A 19818-nucleotide genomic window follows, 5' to 3' on the forward strand; every position below is an offset into this window, starting at 1 on the left:
ACCTAAAAGGGCGCGTCACCGAAGGGAAAAGATCATGGCGATGAAACGGGCGCTGCTGGCTCTGTTGTTGATGCCCGCCACCGCGCTGGCGCAGGATTCGGTTGAGCGGGCACGCGCTGTCGCGGGCCCCGCACCCGCGACTGCCCAGCGCCTGACGATCGCCGATCTGCCCAAGCCCACCGGCAAGCGCACCGCCCTGTTCGACGGCCGCAGCCTCACGGGCTGGCAGGCATGGCTCGGCTATCCCGATCCCGCCGTGACCTACAAGGCCGATCCCGGCGCCACGCCGATCGGCACGAGCCGAGACACCGGCGGCGACTTCGCCGTCCGTCAGGTCGATGGCGCGCCCGCGATCTGGGTGAAGGGCGAGACCTGGGGCAGCCTCGTCCACCACGCCGATCTGCGCGACTATCATCTCCGCCTCCAGTATAAATGGGGCACGAAGACCTGGGCGCCGCGCGAAAAGCTGCCGCGGAACAACGGCCTGCTCTACCACAGCCACGGCGTGCCCGGCGAAGTGTTCGGCACGTGGCGGCCCTCGGTCGAATTCGAGATCATGAAGGGATCGACCGGCATGATCGTGATGGTCGGCCCGAAGGTGCGCGCCCGCACCACTGTGGCGTTCGATCCGTCGCTGATCGCGCCGCACCTTCGCTTCCGCGTCGGCGGCCAGCCGGTCGACATGATCAACCGCACCCCGACCTGGAATGTCGAGGGCGCCAGCGATGCCGAACGCCCCGCCGGCGAATGGAACACGCTCGATCTCTACGTCCTCGGCGACCGCGCAATCCACCTCGTCAACGGCGTGCCGGTCGCCGAACTCGGCGGCCTCGCGACCATCGCGCCGGACGGCTCGCGCCAGCCGCTGACGCACGGCCACGTCCAGTTCCAGTCCGAAGGCGCCGAAACCTGGTTCCGCAATATCACGGTCGAACCGATCCGCGCCCTGCCCCGCATCGTCGTCGCGGGCGGCTGAAGTCGGGCGGCGACGCTGCGTAGGAGAACCTCAGACAGGTTAACCATATTTGACCGACTCGTCCGCGCTCGGGCATCATCCCCGCACGGGCGGCCCCCTTAAGCGCGTGCGCTGGTCAGGGTCTTTTCGAAAAGCGAACGCATCATTCCTGCCCGCCCGATCGGGAGAGTGATCATGGGCATATTATGGTCTTCGATCGGCCGGCGCCAGCTTCTGGCGTCGACCGTGGTGGGTGCGTTCGGGGCAATCCTGTCGGGCAGCGCCGCGCATGCTGAAACCACCGCACCACCTTCGACCGGACCTGCCGATGCCCAGACGCCGGCGTCCGCCCGGGCCGATCTCACCGCCGCCGGCAGCGTCGCTGTCGTTGCCGCCGCCACGGCTGTCCCGGCCGGCGACGAATCCATCCGGCCCTTCCGCTACCACGCGCCCGACGAAGCGCTTGCCGATCTCCGCCGCCGCCTCGCCGCCACCAAATGGCCCGAGCGCGAGACGGTAAACGACACGTCGCAAGGCGTGACGCTGGCGACGATGCAGAAGGTCGCCGATTACTGGCAGCATCATCATGACTGGCGCCGCGCCGAAGCGCAGCTCAACGCCTATCCCGCTTTCCTCACCGCCATCGACGGCCTCGACATCCACTTCATCCAGGTGAAATCGAAGCATCCCAATGCGCTCCCGGTCATCATCACCCATGGCTGGCCGGGATCGATCATCGAGCAGCTCAAGGTCATCGGCCCACTGACGGATCCGACCGCGCATGGCGGCACCGCCGCCGATGCGTTCGATGTCGTGATCCCGTCGCTCCCCGGCTATGGCTTTTCGGGCAAGCCGGCCGCGACCGGCTGGGATCCGCAGCGCGTCGCGCGGGCCTGGGGCACGCTGATGACCCGGCTCGGCTACACCCGCTACGTCGCCCAGGGTGGCGACTGGGGCAACGCCGTCACCGAGCAGATGGCGCTGCAGAAGCCCGCCGGGCTGGTCGGCATCCACACCAACATGCCGGCAACCGTACCCGACAGCATCTCGGCGTTGCTGCCGGCGGGGCCTGAGCCCGCCGGCCTGTCGGCTGACGAGAAATATGCCTGGGACCAGCTCGTCGATTTCTACGCGCACGGCCTCGGCTATGCGCAGGAAATGGCGGGGCGGCCGCAGACGCTCTACGCGCTGGCGGATTCGCCCGTCGGCCTCGCCGCATGGATGCTCGATCACGACATCCGCAGCTATAAGCTGATCGCCCGCGTCTTCGACGGCGCCAGCGAAGGGCTGACCCGCGACGACATCCTCGACAATGTCACGCTCTACTGGCTGACCAACACGGCCGTATCCTCCGCGCGGCTCTATTGGGAAAGCAAGCTGCCCTTCTTCGCGCCCAAGGGCATCGAGCTGCCGACCGGGGTGAGCGCCTTTGCCGAGGAGATCTACCAGGCGCCGGAAAGCTGGACGCGCAAGGCCTATCCCAACCTCGTCTTCTACAAGCGTCACGCCAGGGGCACGCACTTCGCCGCGTGGGAGCAGCCCCAGGCCTTCACGGAGGATCTGCGCGCCACCTTCCGCTCGCTGCGCGGCACCTGATCCGCCGCTAGAGCATCGTGAGAAAAAGTGGGAACCGGTTTTTCGCAAAAACGATGCGATAACAAATATCTAGAGCAGGCGGAGCGCGTCGGATTTTACGCAGCCTGCTCCAGTCGCCGCCACCGGAGGGTCTCCGGTGGCGAACCGTCGCCCGGACCGGCTCGGGCATGGGGAGCCGGTTGCGGTCAGGCCGCGGGCGGCGTCGAGGAATAGACGATCGACGCGATCCGCCAGCCATCGGCGAACTTCACGAGCTGCCAGCTTTCGCTGCCCTGGTTCTGGACCTTGCCGTCGATCAGGAAGCGAAAGTCGAAATAGACGGACGCGATCGCGCCATCGGCCCGGATGGTGACCGGGCCGTGTTGCGGATCGAGCTTCGCCTTGCTGCTGCTCACGAATCTGACGAAGCCATCCACGGTGCCCGGACGGACCTTCGGCGCATCCGGCGTCTTTGCACGCGCGACGGCATAGCCAGGGCCGGAAAGGACGTTGAACCATGCACTGCCTGTCGGAACGAAGAGTCCTGCGAGGCGCGCGCCGTCATGGCCGACGACGGCCGAATGATATTCCTCCATCAGCCGTCGTACGTCGACCGCGTCCGTCTGCGTCGAGGCGCGGGCGCCGGGAGCGGACATGGCAAGAACACAGCAGGACAGGGTGAGGCAGAGAAATCCGGAAGGAGACATGGGGCAATCCTCGGTGACGGGATCATCCCGCTAAGCCGCGGACACTCGCTTGAACGACTCAAGAAGCGCTCAAGAACGGTTCGTCGTCACCTGGCACGACGGGCGAGGCGCTCCTGCAGGCCATCCAGCCGCTCGGCGGTGTCCCGCGCGAGATTGCCCGAATCGCCCTTCGCGAAACCTGACCACAGGACTGAATGGCTGGACGCATCAGTGGCGGTGATCGCCAGTTCCGGCGCCCCATTCCAGAGGATCAGCCGGGAATTCAGATAGACGATGCGCCTGTCGGGCAATGCGGCGTCGCCGGAGAGCACGCGCACGCCCCGAAACCGCACCGCACAGTCCGTCACCACCGCCGTCAACGATCGCGCGAGATCGTCGTACCGCGCCTGACCGGTCTCGTTCCGGACAGGCGCCACGGCCAGGTCGACCGGCGTCGCCGCGCGCTCGCGAAGCGCCAGCGCGGCGACGAGCATCACGATCGTCGCGATCACCACCCCAACGGCCCGGCGCGTGCTGCGTGACGTGCCGGGAGCCGGTTGTTCGGGCGTGGGGGTGAGCCGATATCCTCTTTTCCCAACCGTCACGATATGGGCCGGCTGGGTCGGGTCGTCGCCCAGCGCGCGCCGAAGATCGCCGATCACGATGGCAACACTGTTCGGGCTCACTATACGTCCCTGCCAGACCTCGCGCAGCAGCTCGTCCTTCGACACTGTTTCGCCACGACGGCGGCAGAGCAGCTCGAGAACGCGGGCGGATCGATCCTCGAGGGATTTCTCGACCCCAGCGTGCCGCAACGTGGCCGTCGCCGCGTCGAACTGCCACGATCCGATCCTGTGGGTCTGTCCAATCATGGGAGCCGATGGCATGTCCCTGTTCTACGGCCTCGCATGGCATTGAGGGGCGCCGGATCGATCGACTCACTTCCTTCGGCCGCTACATACGGTATCCTATGATGGGGGGAAATCCTGTCCAGCCCCAACCACTCAGCCCTTCGGCGTCGCCGCCGAGATGAGCGCCCGCAATTGCTTGACGACTGTCTTGCCCGACAGATGCGATGCCACGCTCTCATGGCCTTCCCGCGTCAGGACGCGCCTGATGTCATCGGTCGAGTGACGAGCCGCTTCGCGCCAGCTCGAACGCCCGCTCGATCGTTCCCTTTCCCGGCATGGACTGCTTTAGCGCTTCGGCGTACCGCCCACTTCAGGCGACTCAGGGTCGTTGATCAGCCGGGCGTAAAGATTGGCCAGCTCGGTATGGATGACACTCGCCGAACTCGCCGTTTTCACGGCCGCCGCGCGTTCCTGGGCTTCGCGGCGAAGGAAATAGTCGCGGTCCTGTTCGTTGGGCATGGCAACCCCCGTTGTCTAGCGGGGAGCTCTCCATCTGCCCTCAGTCGCCGAATCGCTTGGAGTGAAGATCGGCGATATCGCACGGTAACATATATTGTTTTTTGAGTCCTAACCTTGGTTACATATGGAGCCTCACGCCAATCGATCGATTTTGGTGATCCGCCGCTCGCTGAAAAGGAAATCCCAATGGACGTCGGATTTATCGGCCTCGGCCGCATGGGCCTCGCCATGGCCCGCAACCTGGCAGACGCCGGGCACCGGGTCAGCGCCTGGAACCGCTCCCCGGTCGAGCCCGGCGCCATCCCGGACGGCCGGATCGTGGCAACGCCGGCCGAAGTCTTCGACGCCGATGTCGTCTTCACCATGCTCTCGGACGACGCCGCGATCCGCACGGTGCTGCTCGACGGCGACGCCTTCGCCGCCCCGCGCGGCGGGCTGGTACATGTCGTCGCCGCGACCATCTCGGTCGCCTTCGCGCAGGAACTGGCCGCGCTCCACGCCGATCGCGGCATCGCCTATGTCTCCGCGCCGGTCTTCGGCCGCCCGGACGTCGCCGAGGCAGGCAAGCTCAACATCATGGCCGCCGGCCCAGCCGACGCGATCGATCGCGTGACGCCGCTGTTCGACGTGATCGGCCAGCGCGTCTTCGTGATGGGCGAGGAACCGGCCCAGGCCAATGCGGCCAAGGTCGCCGGCAACATGATGATCGCACTGGCGATCGAGGCAATGGCCGAGGCCGTCGCCATCACCGAGGCGCAGGGCGTAGATCGCAAGGCGTTTCTCGATCTGATGACGCAGACCCTGTTCGGCGGCCGCGTCTATGAGAATTACGGCGGCAAGATCGTCACCGGCGATTTCGAGGCCGGCTTCCGCCTGGCGCTCGGCCTCAAGGACCTGCGCCTGGCGAGCGAAGCCAGCGCCGGCCTGCCCATGCCCCTCCCCCTCCTCGCCGCCGTCCGCGCGCAGATGACCGCTGCCCTCGATGCCGGCATGGGCGACCGCGACTGGTCGGCCATGGCGGATTTCACCCTCAACGCCGGCCGCTGAGAGCGCCAGGATCGGAAGCTCACTTCTGCGGCACGCGATATTCGGACCAGGGCACGCCCTGCTTCCAGCGCTCGCGGCCATAGGCGCGCAGGCATTCCATCGCCTTGGGATCGAAGATTTCGGCTTCCTCGTCGGACACCGTCTCGCACGTGTTTCCCGCCGCGGTCGCGACGCGGGTGCGCAGGCCGGGATAGCGGCTCGCGGTGCCGAACACCGATGCCAGTTCGATCTGGTTGAAGACGATCGTCCGCATGCGGTTGAGCGTGGGGAGCAGCTTTGCCGGCAAGGTGGGGACCGATGTCGGGCTGAGGTCGCCGTTCATCAGGATATACAGATCGCCCTCGACCTGCCGGCGGCTCGCGGCCTCGCCCGCTGCCTGCTGGACCTCGGTGATGAACACCGAATGCCGCACGCCGCCGTCGAGATAGGGCCGCCCGTTGATCGTGACCTGACGAAAGACCACCGGAACCGCGGACGACGCGAGCAACGCGCCGACATAGCAGGTCTCTCGTTCCGTCCCGCTCAGGCGCCTGGCGATTTCGGTGAGGTCGACCGCATAGGCGCGGCCGTCGAGCCCGTCGACCACGCCGACAAACAGCTTGCGCCCGCCTTGCGCGGCGTCCGCGACCTGCTTGAGCAACGGGCGCAGATTGGTCCGGACATAGGTTTCGAGCGGCTTGATGTCCGCCATCGATGCATGGCTTACGAAAAACAGCGATCCGTGGCGGTCGACCAGCTGCTTCTCGCTGGTGATCGTATAGGCATCGACGAGCTTCTGGTCATAGTCACGCCCGAGAAAGGCATAAGTCGCCTGAAGCGCGCCCGTGCTTACGCCAGTGACCGTGTCGAACGCGCGGGGGCGGGCCGCGTCTCCGCTCCCGCGTGCGGACCATTCCTGCAGGAAGGTCGCGCCAAAGGCACCCCATTGCCCGCCGCCCGACAGCACGAGGACCTGTGGCCGGCCCGGCGCCGCCGCCGTCACGCCGTCCCGCGAAACGCGGCCAAAGCTCTGCTCGATCGCGTCGGTGAGGGGCGAAGGCCGCGCGCGCGCGACGGTCTGGTCGCTTTGCCCCGGCGTGGTGGCGATCGGGATGCGGAATTCGTCGAAAGGCGGGCACGCGAAGTCGAGCGGCCGATCGGTCGCGCACGCGCTGAGCAAGCAGGCCAGTGCGCCGAGCAGAATATGTTTCATCTCACCAATCTCCCTGGTTTGAATCGCGGCTTCATCACTGGATCGCGGGCCCTCAGCGCACGTCCGTTTCGAACGCGGCGCGCGCGAGGATCGTCTGGATCTCTCCCAGCCGCGCATCGTCGGTAGCCTGGGCGGCGCTGACTGGAACGCGGGTCGTTGCCGCCAGCGCATCCCGGATGGCGTTACGCGAGGCGGCGAGTTGCACGGTCGCCTGCAGGGTCCGCGCATTCGCTGCATCGACATTGGTCCGCTGCACCTCGACCCCGAGCAGGACCGAGGCGGCGGCCGTCGCCATTGCCCCGAATGCGCTGAACACGCTGAGCACGCGGGGCCAGGCGACCTCCGTCATGTCGGGGGCCATCGCGAACAGAACGCCGGCGAGCGCGGCATAGCAGCCGAGAATTGCGGCTGCGGCGACAAGACGATAGTTCATCCCTTCCTCCTCCGACTCTAAAAATATGCTTCAGGCAATGCTCCACAATGTTCGCACCGATGCTGAATATTAGCGCATCCGCGATCGGGCTTGAATGCATGTGGTAACTTAAATGGTGGAAAATCCGGTGCGCGTGATCGCGGTCACGCCCTTGTCGATTATTCTGGCATCCGGCATGTTGCTTGAACGGGACCGGGGGACAGCACCGTGACATCAGTGGGTTCAGCCGAGACGCGCTACGGCGCTTTCATCAGTTACAGCCATGTCGATCGGCGCGTGGCCCGCCAGCTTCATCGCCGGCTCGAGCGATATCGCATCCCGAGGAAACTCGCCGGCTCCGACGGCAGGCGCGGCGCCATCCCTTCCCGCCTCGGGCGCCTCTTTCGCGATCTCGACGAACTTCCTGCCGCTGACGACCTCAGCGCCGAGGTCCGCGCCGCGCTCGCCGCATCCGACAGCCTGATCGTTATCTGCTCGCCTGCCGCCGCTGCATCGCAATGGGTCGCGCGTGAGATCGAGCTTTTCCGCCAGTTGAATCCAGGCGGCCCCGTGCTCGCCGCTCTCATCGATGGCGAACCGGCCCAGGCCATCCCGGCGCCCCTGTGGCAGTCTTCCCGTGGTGAAGCCGCCGAGCCGCTCGCTGCCGATTTCCGGCGCGGTCGCGACGGGCGAAGGCTCGGCCTCCTCAAGCTCGTGGCCGGCGTGGTCGGCGTGCCGCTCGATACGCTGGTGCAGCGCGACGCGCAGGCGCGTCTCAGGAATGTGATGGCCGTCACGCTCGTCGCGTTCGCGGCGGTGCTAGCGATGGCGGCGTTGACGATCGTCGCACTGAGGGCCCGCGCCGAGGCGGAGGATCAGCGCGTGCGCGCAGAGGAACTGGTCGAATTCATGCTCACCGATTTGCGAGATGAACTCAAGAAGGTCGGCCGGCTCGACGTGCTGCGGTCGGCCAATGAGCGCGCGCTCGCTTATTATACCGGCCAGGATCTCGACGATCAGCCCGCGACATCGCTGGCGCGCCAGGCACGCGCGATGATGACGTGGGGCGAGGATGAGGACAAGGCCGGCGAACCGGCGCGCGCGACGAAGGCCTTCAACCAGGCCTATCGCGCGACGGAAGCGCTGATCGCGCGCGATCCCGACGATCCCGAAATAATCTTCGCCCATGCGCAAAGCGAGTTCTGGATGGGCAGCTTGGCCTTTGGCGCGAAGGACTTCACGACGGCGGAGCAGCATTTCATCGCCTATGAGCGGCTCGCCGGGCGGCTGGCCCTCCTCACGCCGGATGATCCGCGCGGCCTCAAGGAAGTCGCCTATGCTGCGGGCAATCTCTGCACGCTTCGGCTCGCACAGGATGAAAAGGCCCATGTCGTCACCCTGTGCGCCCGGTCGCTCGGGGCAATGGCGGAAGTCGCGCGACGCCAGCCCGGCGACAAGGCACAGCGCGATATCGTCAATCGCCGCGGCTGGCTCGCCGATGCCTATGTCAAGGTCGGCGATCTCGAAGCGGCACGCCGGCAGCGCCTGGCGCAGATCGCGATCCTGGACGCGCTCTCCACACGCGATCCACGCAACGTTCTGAACCATCGCCTGCGCATCTGGGCCGATCGGGCGCTCGCCAGGATCGAGCTGCGCATGGGGGATACTGCGACGGGCACTGCGCGCCTTCGCGGTGCCCGGGCGGCTTTGCGGCGCCTGGTCGCCGCGGACCCGAACGATCAGGAACTCGCGGCGACCCTGAAGAGAATGAATGCCGAACTCGTCACAGTGGAAGGAGACATGCCATGACCGACTATGAAATCCCCTCGACCGCGCCCACCGGCGTCACACACATCAAGCGTTTGCAGATCTATGTTTCCGGCGAGCGGGAAGGTCCGCTCGAGGATCTGCGCTTCCACATCTACGGCTTCGAAAAGGAAGATCAGGATGGCCCCGGCAAGGATGTCGGCGCGAACGCGATCGACGATTATATCGGCAAGTTCGTCGACGCGGCGCCTGAACTGCCGCTTCCCCTGCACCGGGATCCGACTCAGCTGGATTTTCCCCTGCAGAAGCCGTGCTGCGTCGTGCTGAAACTCATCGGCAAGTTCTGGGAATTCGCGCCGAACCCGCCCTCGGGTCAGGGTCAGACGATCCGCACCAAGAACAAGCATTCGGACCAGCGCTACCGCAAGCTCCAGCAGCATTTCGACACGGACGGCAAGCTGCGGGCGGTGTCTTTCTATGCGCAGGCGATCGAGCCAAAGGCCACCAACGCACGGCACGGGATCAATCTCTACGTCGATTTCATCGAAGGCAGATATCGCCTGCCGACGCTGATCGACCCCGACATCGAGAATAAGGGCGAATGACCCGGCACCAGGGCGGGCCGCGGAGATCCTCCAGTCCGCGGCCGACCTTGGTGAACGATCCGACACGACGACGCGCCCGATCGCTGCCGCCTCTTGCGCTCATCATAGGTTCCGGCGGACAGTGCCGGGCCGGCAACCGGCCCGGTCGGAGCGATAAATGACGTTCAGATGCTTCCTGCCCGCCTGGATTGCCGCCTGGGCCGTGGCGGTGTTCCTGCCGAGCGCGCTCATCGCCTGGCTCGGCCTCTCGCCAGCGGCGGCAGCGATCGGCACGGGCTTCGATCATTTCCTCGCCACCACCTGGCGAGTCGCCGACGATGTCGGGCCGGCGGTCAAGCTCATGATCGGCGGCCTGCTGCTCCTGTGCTTTCTTGGATTGCTGCGGTCGCCCCTCTCCGGCCCGGGACGACGCCTCGCCGGCGGCGTCGCCCTCGGCATGGCGGTGATGGTTGCGACCATCACCCTAGTCCCGCCGGATCTCTCCCGTGGTTTCGCGGCCGCGCTGACCGGCACCCGGTTCGATGGCGCGACCTTGCCGCTTTACCTCCTTGGCGGCGCGCTGGCCGGCGCGGCGTTCGTGCTGAGCGTCGAGCGATGCCGTTCGCGGCCGTGATCAGCCCGGCAGCTTTCGGAATTTCAAACAACGGATCCGTTTAAGCGGACCTTCAACAGCGATGTCGGTCAGCCGCGATGCAGGACCGGCGCCTCGGGCGTCACGACGAACGTGGCAAGCGTGCTGATGCTCCCGCCCGGGGCTTCGACCCGATCCATTACTTTCACCGCGGTGGTCCACGCCTTCGGTGTCACGTCGAACAGCTGATATCCGCGCTGGTCGGTGTAGAGATCGAAGTGGGGATTGTTCCTGAGCACATGCGCAAATGCGCGCTCACCCTTGCCATTCCCGTTGGTCGTAATCGATGCAGCCTGGAACTCGACCGCGACTTTTCTGCCCTCGGGATCCTCGTCGCGCTCCGGCACTGATCCGATGAGGTGGCGATGATGGTCGCCGGTCGCGAAGACGACGTTGGTGAGCCGATGGTCGCGGATCGACTGGATCAATCGCCGGCGCGCCGGGCGATATCCGTCCCACAGATCCGTCGCATGGCGCGCCTCCGTCGCATCCAGCGCGCGTAGATCCGCCGGCATCACGATGACTTGCTGGGCGAGCAGGTTCCAGCTGCTGCTATTACCCAGTCCTTCGTGCAGCCAGGCTTCCTGCGCCCGGCCGAGCATCTCTGGCGCGTCGTGCGCCTCCGGCGGACATGGCTTGATCTTGCCGTCGTTGCAGGGCTGGTCGGAGCGAAACGATCGCGTATCGAGCACATGCATGCGCATCAGCCGGCCATAATCGAGTCGGCGAAAGGCGGTCAGCCCGCCGAGCGTCGGGAACTGCGCCTTGCGCACCGGCATATGCTCATACCAGGCCTGAAGGCCGGCGAAGCGCCGCAGCGCGAATATCTCCGGGGTGGTGCCGTCCTGGTCGAAGGCGCCGGCCCAGTTATTGTCGATCTCGTGATCGTCGAAGGATATCGCGAAGGCCGCGGCGGCATGAGCTGCCTGCAGGTGCGGGTCGCTCTTATATTGCGCGTAGCGTCGGCGGTAATCGTCGATGCTGTAGATTTCGTCGCCGGCATGCTGCCGCACGATATTGGCGCCGTTCGGCTGGATCCCGAGCGTCGATCTGCCGCCCTCATAGATGTAATCGCCGTAATGAAAGATCAGGTCCAGGTCGGGCTCGGCCGCCAGATGCTTCCACGCGTCGTAATAGCCCATTTCGTAATTCTGGCAGCCGGCAACGCCGATGCGCAGCCGATCGACCAATGCCCCTGACGCGGGAGCGGTGCGGGCGGTGCCTATCGGGCTGACATCCGATCCGGTGACGATGAACCGATACCAGTATCGGCGGTGCGGCTGCAGGCCGGCGACCTCGACGTGCACGGAGTGCGCGAGTTCCGGAACGGCGACCGCGTCCCCGCTTCGCACGACGCGGGCAAAGCGATCGTCTTCCGCCACTTCCCAGCGGACGGGCACCGCGACCGCCGGCATCCCGCCATGCTCGTCCAGCGGGCGAGGCGCCAGCCGAGTCCAGATCACGAAGCCGTCCGGCCAGGGGTCGCCCGCGGCGATCCCCAGCGAGAACGGGTTCGCGCCGAGCGGCTTTGCGTGGAGCGGCGCGCGGGACAGGCTGGTGAAGATGGCCAGTCCCCCGCCCGCCTTGAGCAGTTCTCGACGATCGAATTTCATCGGTTCGGGTCCTTGTCTGGAAAACAGCATGGCATCCGATCGCCGGAGCGCGGCGACATCGCGCCGCCGCCTCGGTACGTCGGTCGGGAAGCTGCTACGGGCGCAATCCGGCTTGCTTCAGGAACCCGATCAGGCCGGCCGGATCGTTGGTGAAGATCGCATCCATGCCGAGCGCGCTGACCTTCTCCCAATCGGCCGGCGTATCGACCACATCGGAGAACACCAGGACGCCCGCTTCGCGCAACCGCGCGACACCGTCCCGATCGACCTGAGCGCTGCCCAACACGATGCAGGAAGCGTGATGCTGCCGGAGCAACGCCGGATAGTCGCTCGTCAACTTTGGCGCGCCGAGCAGGCAGGTGCGGACGCGCGGGTTGATGTCGTGCAGCGCATCGATCGTGCGGAAGTCGAAGGATTGCAGGATCAGCCGATCCTCCAGCCCGTATTTGCGGACCGCGGTATCGAGCATCGTGGCGAACTTGACCGGATCGATGTCGGCCAGGCCTGGCGCAGGCTTGGGAATCTTGGTCTCGGCGAAGAGGATGGCATCGCCGCCCTGAAACGCGCTCAGCACCTCATCGAGCGCCGGGATGCGCGCACCCGGCACGGCGACATGGCCCTTGACCGAATAAGCCGGTCGCACGCCCGAACCGCAATCGAACGTCTGGCTATCGGCAAAGCTCAGCCCGCGCACCGGACCCGGGACGATTTTGGAACCCTTGGGCGGAAAACAGAAAGCCGGATTGATGTCCGCATCATGGTACACGACGATCCGATCGTCGGCGGTCATCTCCATGTCGAATTCGATGATCTCCGCCCCCAGGGCAGCGGCGTGCCGAAACGCCGGCATGGTATTCTCCGGGCGGCTCATGGCGCCGCCGCGGTGCGCGATCACCGCGATGTGCGGCGCTGCCGCCACAGGCTTTTTATCCTGGGTATGGGCCGGCGCTGACAGCAGCATGATCGCTGCGGCCATCCCCCCCGCCACCCAATTCCGGTGGCGGGCGCGATGCGTGTTTTGCGTGTTCGTCATGATCAACGCCCCTCAGAAACGGAAGTTGACGTTGGTGAACACATAGCGGCCATAGACGTCGTAAACGCCGCCCCCGCCCTGGTAATAGGTCCGCGGCCGGAACGAGGGCTGGACGTCGAACACGTTGTTGACGCCGACCCGCAAGGTTGCCCGTTCGTTGAGGTTCCAGCCGATATTCAGGTCGTTATAGACCTTGGCCGGCAGCTTGTTGGCCTCATAGGCTTCGTCGGAGACATTGGTGTAGTTGACCGCGCTGCCCCACAGACGCGTGTTGAGGCCGACGTCCCAGTCGCCCAGCTCGTACCGTGCGAACATGTTGCCGCGGATTCGGGGGTTCTGATAGCCGCCGTCATAGATGATCCGGCTGGTGTCGACGCCCGGCAGGGTCGTCGTCTCGAACTTCAGGAGATAGCTGGCGCGCACCGCGACGCTGACCTTGCCGGCGCCGAGGGTGGATCGATAGCTGGCGCCGAAATCGATGCCTTGCGCCCGCGATTGCGAGACGTTCATGTAGCTCTGGTCGACACCCTCGGCATAGCCTCGCGAGTCCCGCGTGACGCGATCGCAGAACTGATTGTCGAGCGACGGCAGATCGACGCACAGGTTGAGGATATCCTGCTGTCCGATCGCAGCGATCATGTTGCCGATCTTGATATCCCAGTAATCGACGGTCAGGTCGAAACCGCGAAGGAAGCTTGGCTGCCAGACCGCGCCGACGGTCAGGCTGTCCGATTTCTCCGGCGTCACATCGGCGCTGCCGCCGCTAACGACATAGCCCGTGCCGATCTCGCTCGGCAGATAGGGAGTCGGAACGCCAAGCTGCTTCATCAGCGTCGCGCAGTTCTGCTGCCGGGTCGGATTGGCATTGTAGGTGGTCTGCAGACAGGCATCGCGCACGCCGATTTCCTGGATGGCGCGCGACGAATAACGCTCCCCGAAATTGGGCACGCGCACGCTCCTCGATCGCACGGCGCGCAACGTCAGCTGCTTGAACGGCGCCCAGCTTCCACCGATCTTCCAGGTATTGGTCGCATCGAAGTCGCTATAGTTGGAATAGCGATAGGCGCCCTCGATCGTCAGCCGGTGAACGAAGGGCAGGTCGCGCAACACCGGGACGACCAGCTCGCCATAGATTTCGGAAACGTCGTTGGACGCTGTCAGCTCCGGCTCATAGGGCGCCCAGGCCCCCAGATGCGACAGCTCCTTGGCCGGCGGGGCTGCGCCATTGTCGTCGACATTGTGGATCGATTCCTTGCGATGCTCCAGGCCGAGGACGGCCTGCACCTTGCCCGCCGGCAGCGAGAACGGGCTGCCGGCCAGGCTGGCGCCGTACAGCGTCTGCTTCTGCTCGCGCTGCTTGCGGCGCGTCGCCATCATCCAGGCGCGCTGTTCCGCGGTCAGCGGCTCGGTGCTGAAGATGTTGAACGGAACGCATCCGATCGCCCGCGCCGCCTTGTCCCGGCAGACCGCCTGGCCGCTGATGGGATCGGAGATGACGTCGCGCGCGGCGATAAACCGCGATGCGATCGGCACGTTGTCGGCATGGATGTCGTTCGTGCTCCGGCCATATTGCCAGAACGCCTCCCAGGTGAACCCGCCGGGCAGTTTCCCGGTGAGGTTGCTGCCCACCGTCAGGCTCTGGCGATCGCTATAGTCGCTCATCTGGCCGAAATTCTCGTAGCTGCGGCGCACCGGCGTCGAAGTCAGGCCCGCGCCGACCATGATCTGTCGAAACGACTGCGGCAGATAGGGATTGTCGAGATAGGCGGTCGCGCCACCCGCACCGTTGAGCCAGGTCAGGCGGTCATCGTCGCGGTACGGCCTGCGATAGGCATCGTAGCGCGAACGCCCGTAATCGACCCGGGCGCCCAGGCTGACCCAGTCCGCCAGATCATAGTCGAAGCGGCCGATGAACGAATAATTCTCGATCGGCGCGATCAGGAAATCGCTCCAATACTGGCTCTGGGCAAAGCCGCCATCGCCGCCGTCGCGTGATGTGCCGCAGCCCGAGATGCAGCCATTGGCATAGGCGCCGATCTGCGCGGAGCCGTCCGGTTGCAGCAGATAGGTGTTCTTGTTCACATAGATATTGGCGACCGGCTGCAGGTACATGTTGGTCATGTGGTACCGGATCGTCCGATCCGGGATGCCGTCGGCCGGCCCGGTGCTCGCCGGGTTGACCTGGTAGCTGATATTGGTGTCCTTGGAGAAGCGCTGGTGGAAATAGATCGGGTCGTTCTTCATCCAGGTGCCGCCCAGGACGATCGAGCCGCGATCGTCCGCGAATTTCCCGCCGGCAACCACGGAGGCCTGGTATTTGCTGCCGCCGCCCTGCTCGGTCGTGCCGGCCGTCGCCGACAGCTCGAGCCCGGTGAAATTCTTCCGGGTGATGATGTTCGCGGCACCGGTCACGGCGTCGGCGCCGTAGATCGCCGCGGCGCCGCCGGTCACGATCTCGATCCGCTCGATCAGGGCCACCGGGATCATGTTGATGTCGACCGCCGACGAAGACGCTGCCCCCGATACCCGGCGCCGGCCATCGACCAGTGTCAGCGATCGGCTGACCCCCATGTTGCGCAACTCGATCGTGGCGATGCCGCCGTCATACTGGCCCTCGGGCGCGCTGTTATAGGGGCCGTTGCCGGGGCCGACCGCCACGTCGCGCAGGATCGTCTCATAGGCCGAAGTATTGCCGGCGCGCAGCGCGGTCTGCATGTCGACCACGCCGATCGGCATCGCCGATTCCAGTTCGGGGCGTGCGATCCGCGATCCAGTGACGACCACGTCCTCCCCGGCATCGGCAGTAGCCTGCGCCGCGGCGGCACCAAGGATCGCGACTTTCCCGTCGAGCGACAGAACGACCAGTCCCGATCCCGCAAGCAGTTGATCGAGCGCTTCGCGCATGCCGAGCACGCCTTCGACCTGATTGGTCGATCGCCCCTGCGCATCGCGGCTGGCCAGCGTGACCTGGATTCCGGCCTGCCGGGCGAACTCGCGGATTCCGCTCGACGCCGACTGCGCCGGAATGTTGAAGGTGCGGGCCTGTGCCTGCGCCGTGGCGGGCGCACAGATTGCCACCGCGACCGCCGCCACCGCGACGGATTGCCGCAATACGACAAAACTCATTTGATTTCCCCACAGTTTGATCCGCTCAAACCCAATGACGCGGGGAAACCAGTTCTGGATCAGAATTGGCGATAATTTATGTTATCTTACAATATTATTTCGCTCTTATTACAATCTCATTGCCGTCACGTTCAACATATCCGCCGGATATTGCAGCGACGGCTTTCGAGAACTGTTCAGGATCGTTGGCGCGATAGAGTCCGATGATCCGGGTATTGCCGATCTTCGGATCGGCAACCACGATCTTGACGCTGTTGACCCGATTGAAACGCGCCACCGCCGAACTGACCGTCACGTCATCGAGCGAGATTTGCGCCAGCTCGGGCGGCGGCAGGCGCGGCGGTGCCGATGCCGCCGGCTTGCGCACGGCCGGGTTCGGCCCCGGATCGAGCGTCACGGTGCCGCCGGCGTGAAGCAGCACCGCCTGATCGCGCTCGTCGCGCGGCCATACCAGCACGCTTCCCTCGGTGACCTTCACCGTGCCGCCGGTGCTGTCCACGCGGCTGACCGAATAGACGGTGCCGGTCGCCTGCGCATAGACTTCGCCCGATCGCACGACGAACGGGCGGGCCTTGTCGTGCGCGACGCGGAAGCTGACTTCGCCGCGCAGCAACGTGATCCTGCGCACTTCGTCCGTCATCGCGACGTCGATCTGCGCATTCTGGCCGAGCGTCGCGACCGTTCCGTCGTTCAGGGTCATCACGTTGCGCGCTGCGCTGGATCGGGCCGGTCCCGACGGGCCGAATAGCGGCAGCGCCACCACCATCAGCCCCGCGATCGACGCCGCCAGCGCCGCCCCCGCCCCGACGGTCCTGCCGCTCCAGTGGCGATGCGCGACGGGCAGGGCCTGAGCATTGCCGTTCGGGCCGTCCTGGTGCGCGGTCGTGGCCCACAATGCCGACAGGCGGGGTGCAGACGCCGTGCCCGCCACGACCCCGTCCTCGGTCGCGCGCAGCCAGGCGCACGCGCGCATATACGCGCCGCGATGGCGGCTATCCGCTGCGAGCCAGGCCTCGAGGTCGGTGCGGGCATCGGGCGTCAGGTCGCCATATGCCGTCTCCACCGCCCATTCGGCAGCCCGATCGTTGATGCTGTTAGAGGGGCCGGCGCTTGCCAATCGCTTCCACCTTCCGCTCGATCGCCGCTCGTTCACAACCGCTCATGTCCGCGTCTTGCTCCGCTATCGTTCTCATGACTTTCTGCAAGCCGCGAACCAGGTCGTTCTTCACTTCATTCTCGGTCAATCCCAGGCGCTCGGCCGTTTCTTTTCGCGACAGTCCTTCGATGCGGCGCAGTTCGATGATGCGCCGGCACGTGTCGGACAATTTGGACAGCAATCCGTCCAGCCGCCTCAGTTCCTGCCCCGCCTCGATCACCCGATCGGGCAAGGGTTCATTGTCCTTGACGGTCGACCATTCATTTTGGCTCAGCGACGTGAAATTAAGGACGCCGGCACGGCGCATCAGGTCGGTCGCGACCGCCCGGACTGTCCGCCGGAAATAGCCGGCGGGATTTTCGATATGATCGATCGAGGCAAGATTGGCGATCCGGCAATAGGCCTCCTGAATCACGTCTTCGGCATCCACATGCCGCCAGTGACGCGCGAGCCACAAACGGACGCCGCGCTCGTGCGGAACGATTTCCCGCGCCATCCAGCCGGCAATGATGTCGCGCTCATCGTCCATCGACGTCGCCGCTGCTCTTTCCTGTCGTCCGGGCGCGCCGATGGCCGGCGGGCGCGGATGCCTAAGGCGCTGCCTGTGACACGCTGATGACAAGCGCGCGGGGTGCCGGCCCGCGGAGCGGCGCAGGATGGCGAGGAGCCACCGAGAGTCGCCAACCCGTGTGACGTCCGAACTTTGCGGCGCAACATCCAGATTGGCTTCGATCGATGTTGTGCCGGCTGCCGCCGCGTGTCAGCTTTCTTCGGCAAACAGCGAATGAGGATTCGCCGATGTCGCTAAGCAACGCTCAGGCCATCAAATACCTCAACTTCGTGAACAGCGCCTATCTGATGTTCGGTCAGGACGGGTCGAATCTTCGTCCGCCCCCGATAGATTTTCCGCGCGGCTACACCGTTACTGCCTATATGAGCAGCGTCGATCTGGATTCCGGCCAGCGGGTGTTTTTCGGATTCCTGGCGGGATCCCCCGAACTTCAGGCCCCGGCAATCCTGGCGATCCGCGGCACCTACGATATCAGCGAATGGTACACCGACGCCGATCTCCTGCCGATCGCGTTTCCGCCGTACAGCAACGACCAGACCACGGTTTATGTCGAAACCGGCTTTTACGAATTCTACCAGGGCATCCAGTGGCTGTCCCCGCAGGGAAGCGGCACGAACCCGATAACGACTCTGGATGTCGTGCGGGGCAATCAGCAGGGCATCGTCATCGTCGGCCACAGCCTGGGCGGATCGATGGCGACGTTGATCGCGGCCGATCTCTCGGTATCCGCACCCAATCTCAAGGTCAGGCTGGTCACCGCGGCCTCGCCCGCCACCGGCGACGAGACGTTCGCGCAGGAGTTCAACGATAGGGTTCCGGACAGCCACCGCTACATCAACGAGCTGGACGTAATCGCCTCCAGTCTGGATGGGCTTTACACGCAGGTGGACACCGGCATCGACCTCATCAGTTACGACATCTGGCCAACGCCCGAATGCGAACATTCCCTCCTGACCTATATCTATCTGCTCAGTCCGGACGGGACGCCCTGCACGACGGATTGCTGCATCCTGAGCGACGATGTCGAGACGAGAAACCGCGTGCGGATTCTTCGCGACATACGCCAGAGGCGCATCGCAGCACTGCGCTGACGCCCTCTCGACTGACATCGACCCCGCCCGAACAGACGCCGCAGGTTTCAAACGTCACCCAAGGCGCGGCATTTGAAGCCGGCCCGTCACACCGGAGGCTCAGGCTCGCCGGCGCGCTATCGCCTGGCGCAGCACGACCTCTCAGCCGGAGCCCCAGATGCCCATCGCCTCGCCCTATGATCCGGACAACATCTTCGCCCGCATCCTGCGCGGCGAGGTCCCCGCCGCCCGGGTCTGGGAGGACGATCATGTCCTCGCTTTCATGGATGCCTTTCCCCAGTCCGAGGGCCACGTCCTGGTGATCTCGAAAACCTCCACCGCCAGCACCTTGCTGGAGGTGGAGCCCAAAACGCTCGCCCGGCTCGCCGCCGCCACCCAGCGCACCGCCCGCGCCGTGGTCGGCGCGCTCGATCCCGACGGCTTCCTGATCGTGCAGCTGAACGGCGCGGCCAGCGGCCAGAGCGTCTTCCATCTGCATTTCCACATCATCCCCAGCTGGAAGGACCTGCCGATGAAGGGCCACGGCCAGGCGCCGATGGCTAGGCCGGAAACCCTGCTCGCCCTCGCCGCCCGCATCGCCGCCGCCCTCGATTGATCGCACGCTGGCGGGCAGAGCGTGTGTGCTGAGTGTCATCGATGCGGGATGCGGATCTGTGGGACGACAGATCGAGTAGCCATGGGTGACCGTTTCCAGCCGGTCGAAGCCCCGGCAGCTTCGCCGGCGAGGGCCCGAACCCGGGCATTCACGGTCACTTCCCGGCGTCCCGGATGCTGCCATTCACTAATGTCGACCCGATGACCGCTTCCGGCTCAGAGGTGGTGCCAGCTGAACGGCAAAGGGTGGATGGGAAGCGGTCATAGCCAGCTGCCGCTAAACGCCATCCCAGCCACGATTGTGCACCAAACACCCCAGGCTGCCGCCGCCGCCGCCCCAACAGCGATTGGCACCTTCGAGCCGGGTCGAGCAGCCGCAGCAATCAAGAGTGCC

18 protein-coding genes are annotated in these 19818 nt (G+C 65.5%); 8 read left to right on the forward strand and 10 right to left on the reverse strand.

Annotated elements, in window-relative coordinates; translation table 11 throughout:
- Positions 1–34 precede the first annotated feature (34 nt).
- Together U1769_RS23090 and U1769_RS23095 are read left to right on the forward strand one after the other, a co-directional pair.
- Complete coding sequence (locus tag U1769_RS23090) at positions 35–976, forward strand: 3-keto-disaccharide hydrolase (RefSeq protein WP_332720458.1); 942 nt, start codon at positions 35–37, stop codon at positions 974–976.
- 174 nt (positions 977–1150) lie between these two features.
- The gene (locus U1769_RS23095) at positions 1151–2551 is read left to right on the forward strand and encodes an epoxide hydrolase family protein (RefSeq protein WP_332720459.1); all 1401 of its coding nucleotides are present in this window, start codon (positions 1151–1153) and stop codon (positions 2549–2551) included.
- Between the two features lie 185 nt (positions 2552–2736).
- On the opposite strand, the gene U1769_RS23100 is transcribed toward U1769_RS23095, so the two are convergent.
- From U1769_RS23100 to U1769_RS23110, 3 genes are all read right to left on the reverse strand, one after another.
- Complete coding sequence (locus U1769_RS23100; protein WP_332720460.1) at positions 2737–3186, reverse strand: nuclear transport factor 2 family protein; 450 nt, start codon at positions 3184–3186, stop codon at positions 2737–2739.
- 137 nt (positions 3187–3323) lie between these two features.
- Positions 3324–4088 carry a winged helix-turn-helix domain-containing protein gene (locus tag U1769_RS23105; protein WP_332720461.1) on the reverse strand — a complete coding sequence of 255 codons (765 nt, stop codon included), beginning with the start codon at positions 4086–4088 and terminating at the stop codon, positions 3324–3326.
- Between the two features lie 324 nt (positions 4089–4412).
- The gene (locus U1769_RS23110) at positions 4413–4586 is read right to left on the reverse strand and encodes a hypothetical protein (protein ID WP_332720462.1); all 174 of its coding nucleotides are present in this window, start codon (positions 4584–4586) and stop codon (positions 4413–4415) included.
- Positions 4587–4772: 186 nt separating this feature from the next.
- Between U1769_RS23110 and U1769_RS23115 the strand changes: the two genes are divergently transcribed.
- The gene (locus U1769_RS23115) at positions 4773–5633 is read left to right on the forward strand and encodes an NAD(P)-dependent oxidoreductase (protein WP_332720464.1); all 861 of its coding nucleotides are present in this window, start codon (positions 4773–4775) and stop codon (positions 5631–5633) included.
- Positions 5634–5652: 19 nt separating this feature from the next.
- Here U1769_RS23115 and U1769_RS23120 read toward each other — a convergent pair whose 3' ends face one another.
- On the reverse strand, positions 5653–6825 hold the full coding sequence (locus U1769_RS23120; protein WP_332720465.1) for a patatin-like phospholipase family protein: 1173 nt from the start codon (positions 6823–6825) through the stop codon (positions 5653–5655).
- Positions 6826–6877: 52 nt separating this feature from the next.
- Positions 6878–7258, reverse strand: coding sequence for a hypothetical protein (locus U1769_RS23125; protein WP_332720466.1), 381 nt, complete (start codon positions 7256–7258; stop codon positions 6878–6880).
- Positions 7259–7465: 207 nt separating this feature from the next.
- Between U1769_RS23125 and U1769_RS23130 the strand changes: the two genes are divergently transcribed.
- The 3 genes from U1769_RS23130 to U1769_RS23140 all read left to right on the forward strand — a co-directional run bounded on the left by U1769_RS23130 (position 7466) and on the right by U1769_RS23140 (position 10222).
- The gene (locus U1769_RS23130) at positions 7466–9046 is read left to right on the forward strand and encodes a toll/interleukin-1 receptor domain-containing protein (protein ID WP_332720467.1); all 1581 of its coding nucleotides are present in this window, start codon (positions 7466–7468) and stop codon (positions 9044–9046) included.
- A complete protein-coding gene (locus tag U1769_RS23135; protein ID WP_332720468.1) occupies positions 9043–9609 on the forward strand; it encodes a nucleotide synthetase in 567 nt (188 codons plus the stop codon). Before U1769_RS23130 ends, U1769_RS23135 begins: the two co-directional genes overlap by 4 nt.
- A 157-nt stretch (positions 9610–9766) precedes the next feature.
- Positions 9767–10222, forward strand: coding sequence for a hypothetical protein (locus tag U1769_RS23140; RefSeq protein ID WP_332720469.1), 456 nt, complete (start codon positions 9767–9769; stop codon positions 10220–10222).
- Between the two features lie 68 nt (positions 10223–10290).
- On the opposite strand, the gene U1769_RS23145 is transcribed toward U1769_RS23140, so the two are convergent.
- From U1769_RS23145 to U1769_RS23165, 5 genes are all read right to left on the reverse strand, one after another.
- Positions 10291–11853, reverse strand: a complete 1563-nt coding sequence (locus U1769_RS23145) for an alkaline phosphatase D family protein (RefSeq protein WP_332720470.1) — start codon at positions 11851–11853, stop codon at positions 10291–10293.
- A 94-nt stretch (positions 11854–11947) separates the two neighbouring features.
- Complete coding sequence (locus tag U1769_RS23150) at positions 11948–12886, reverse strand: glycerophosphodiester phosphodiesterase (protein ID WP_332720471.1); 939 nt, start codon at positions 12884–12886, stop codon at positions 11948–11950.
- Between the two features lie 12 nt (positions 12887–12898).
- Positions 12899–16012: a TonB-dependent receptor domain-containing protein gene (locus tag U1769_RS23155; RefSeq protein ID WP_332720472.1), complete on the reverse strand. Its 3114-nt coding sequence runs from the start codon at positions 16010–16012 to the stop codon at positions 12899–12901.
- Positions 16013–16106: 94 nt separating this feature from the next.
- Entirely contained in the window at positions 16107–17129 is a 1023-nt protein-coding gene (locus U1769_RS23160; protein ID WP_332720473.1) for a FecR family protein, read from the reverse strand.
- Positions 17107–17697 (reverse strand): RNA polymerase sigma factor, encoded by a 591-nt coding sequence (locus U1769_RS23165; RefSeq protein WP_332720474.1) that lies wholly within the window; start codon positions 17695–17697, stop codon positions 17107–17109. Before U1769_RS23165 ends, U1769_RS23160 begins: the two co-directional genes overlap by 23 nt.
- 269 nt (positions 17698–17966) lie before the next feature.
- On the opposite strand from U1769_RS23165, the gene U1769_RS23170 reads away from it, so the two are divergent.
- Complete coding sequence (locus U1769_RS23170; RefSeq protein WP_332720475.1) at positions 17967–18830, forward strand: lipase family protein; 864 nt, start codon at positions 17967–17969, stop codon at positions 18828–18830.
- A 157-nt stretch (positions 18831–18987) separates the two neighbouring features.
- Entirely contained in the window at positions 18988–19425 is a 438-nt protein-coding gene (locus U1769_RS23175; protein ID WP_332720476.1) for an HIT family protein, read from the forward strand.
- Positions 19426–19818 lie beyond the last annotated feature (393 nt).

The sequence above is a fragment of the Parasphingomonas zepuensis genome, from assembly GCF_036663735.1.
In the GTDB taxonomy this organism is placed as follows: Bacteria; Pseudomonadota; Alphaproteobacteria; order Sphingomonadales; family Sphingomonadaceae; genus Sphingomonas.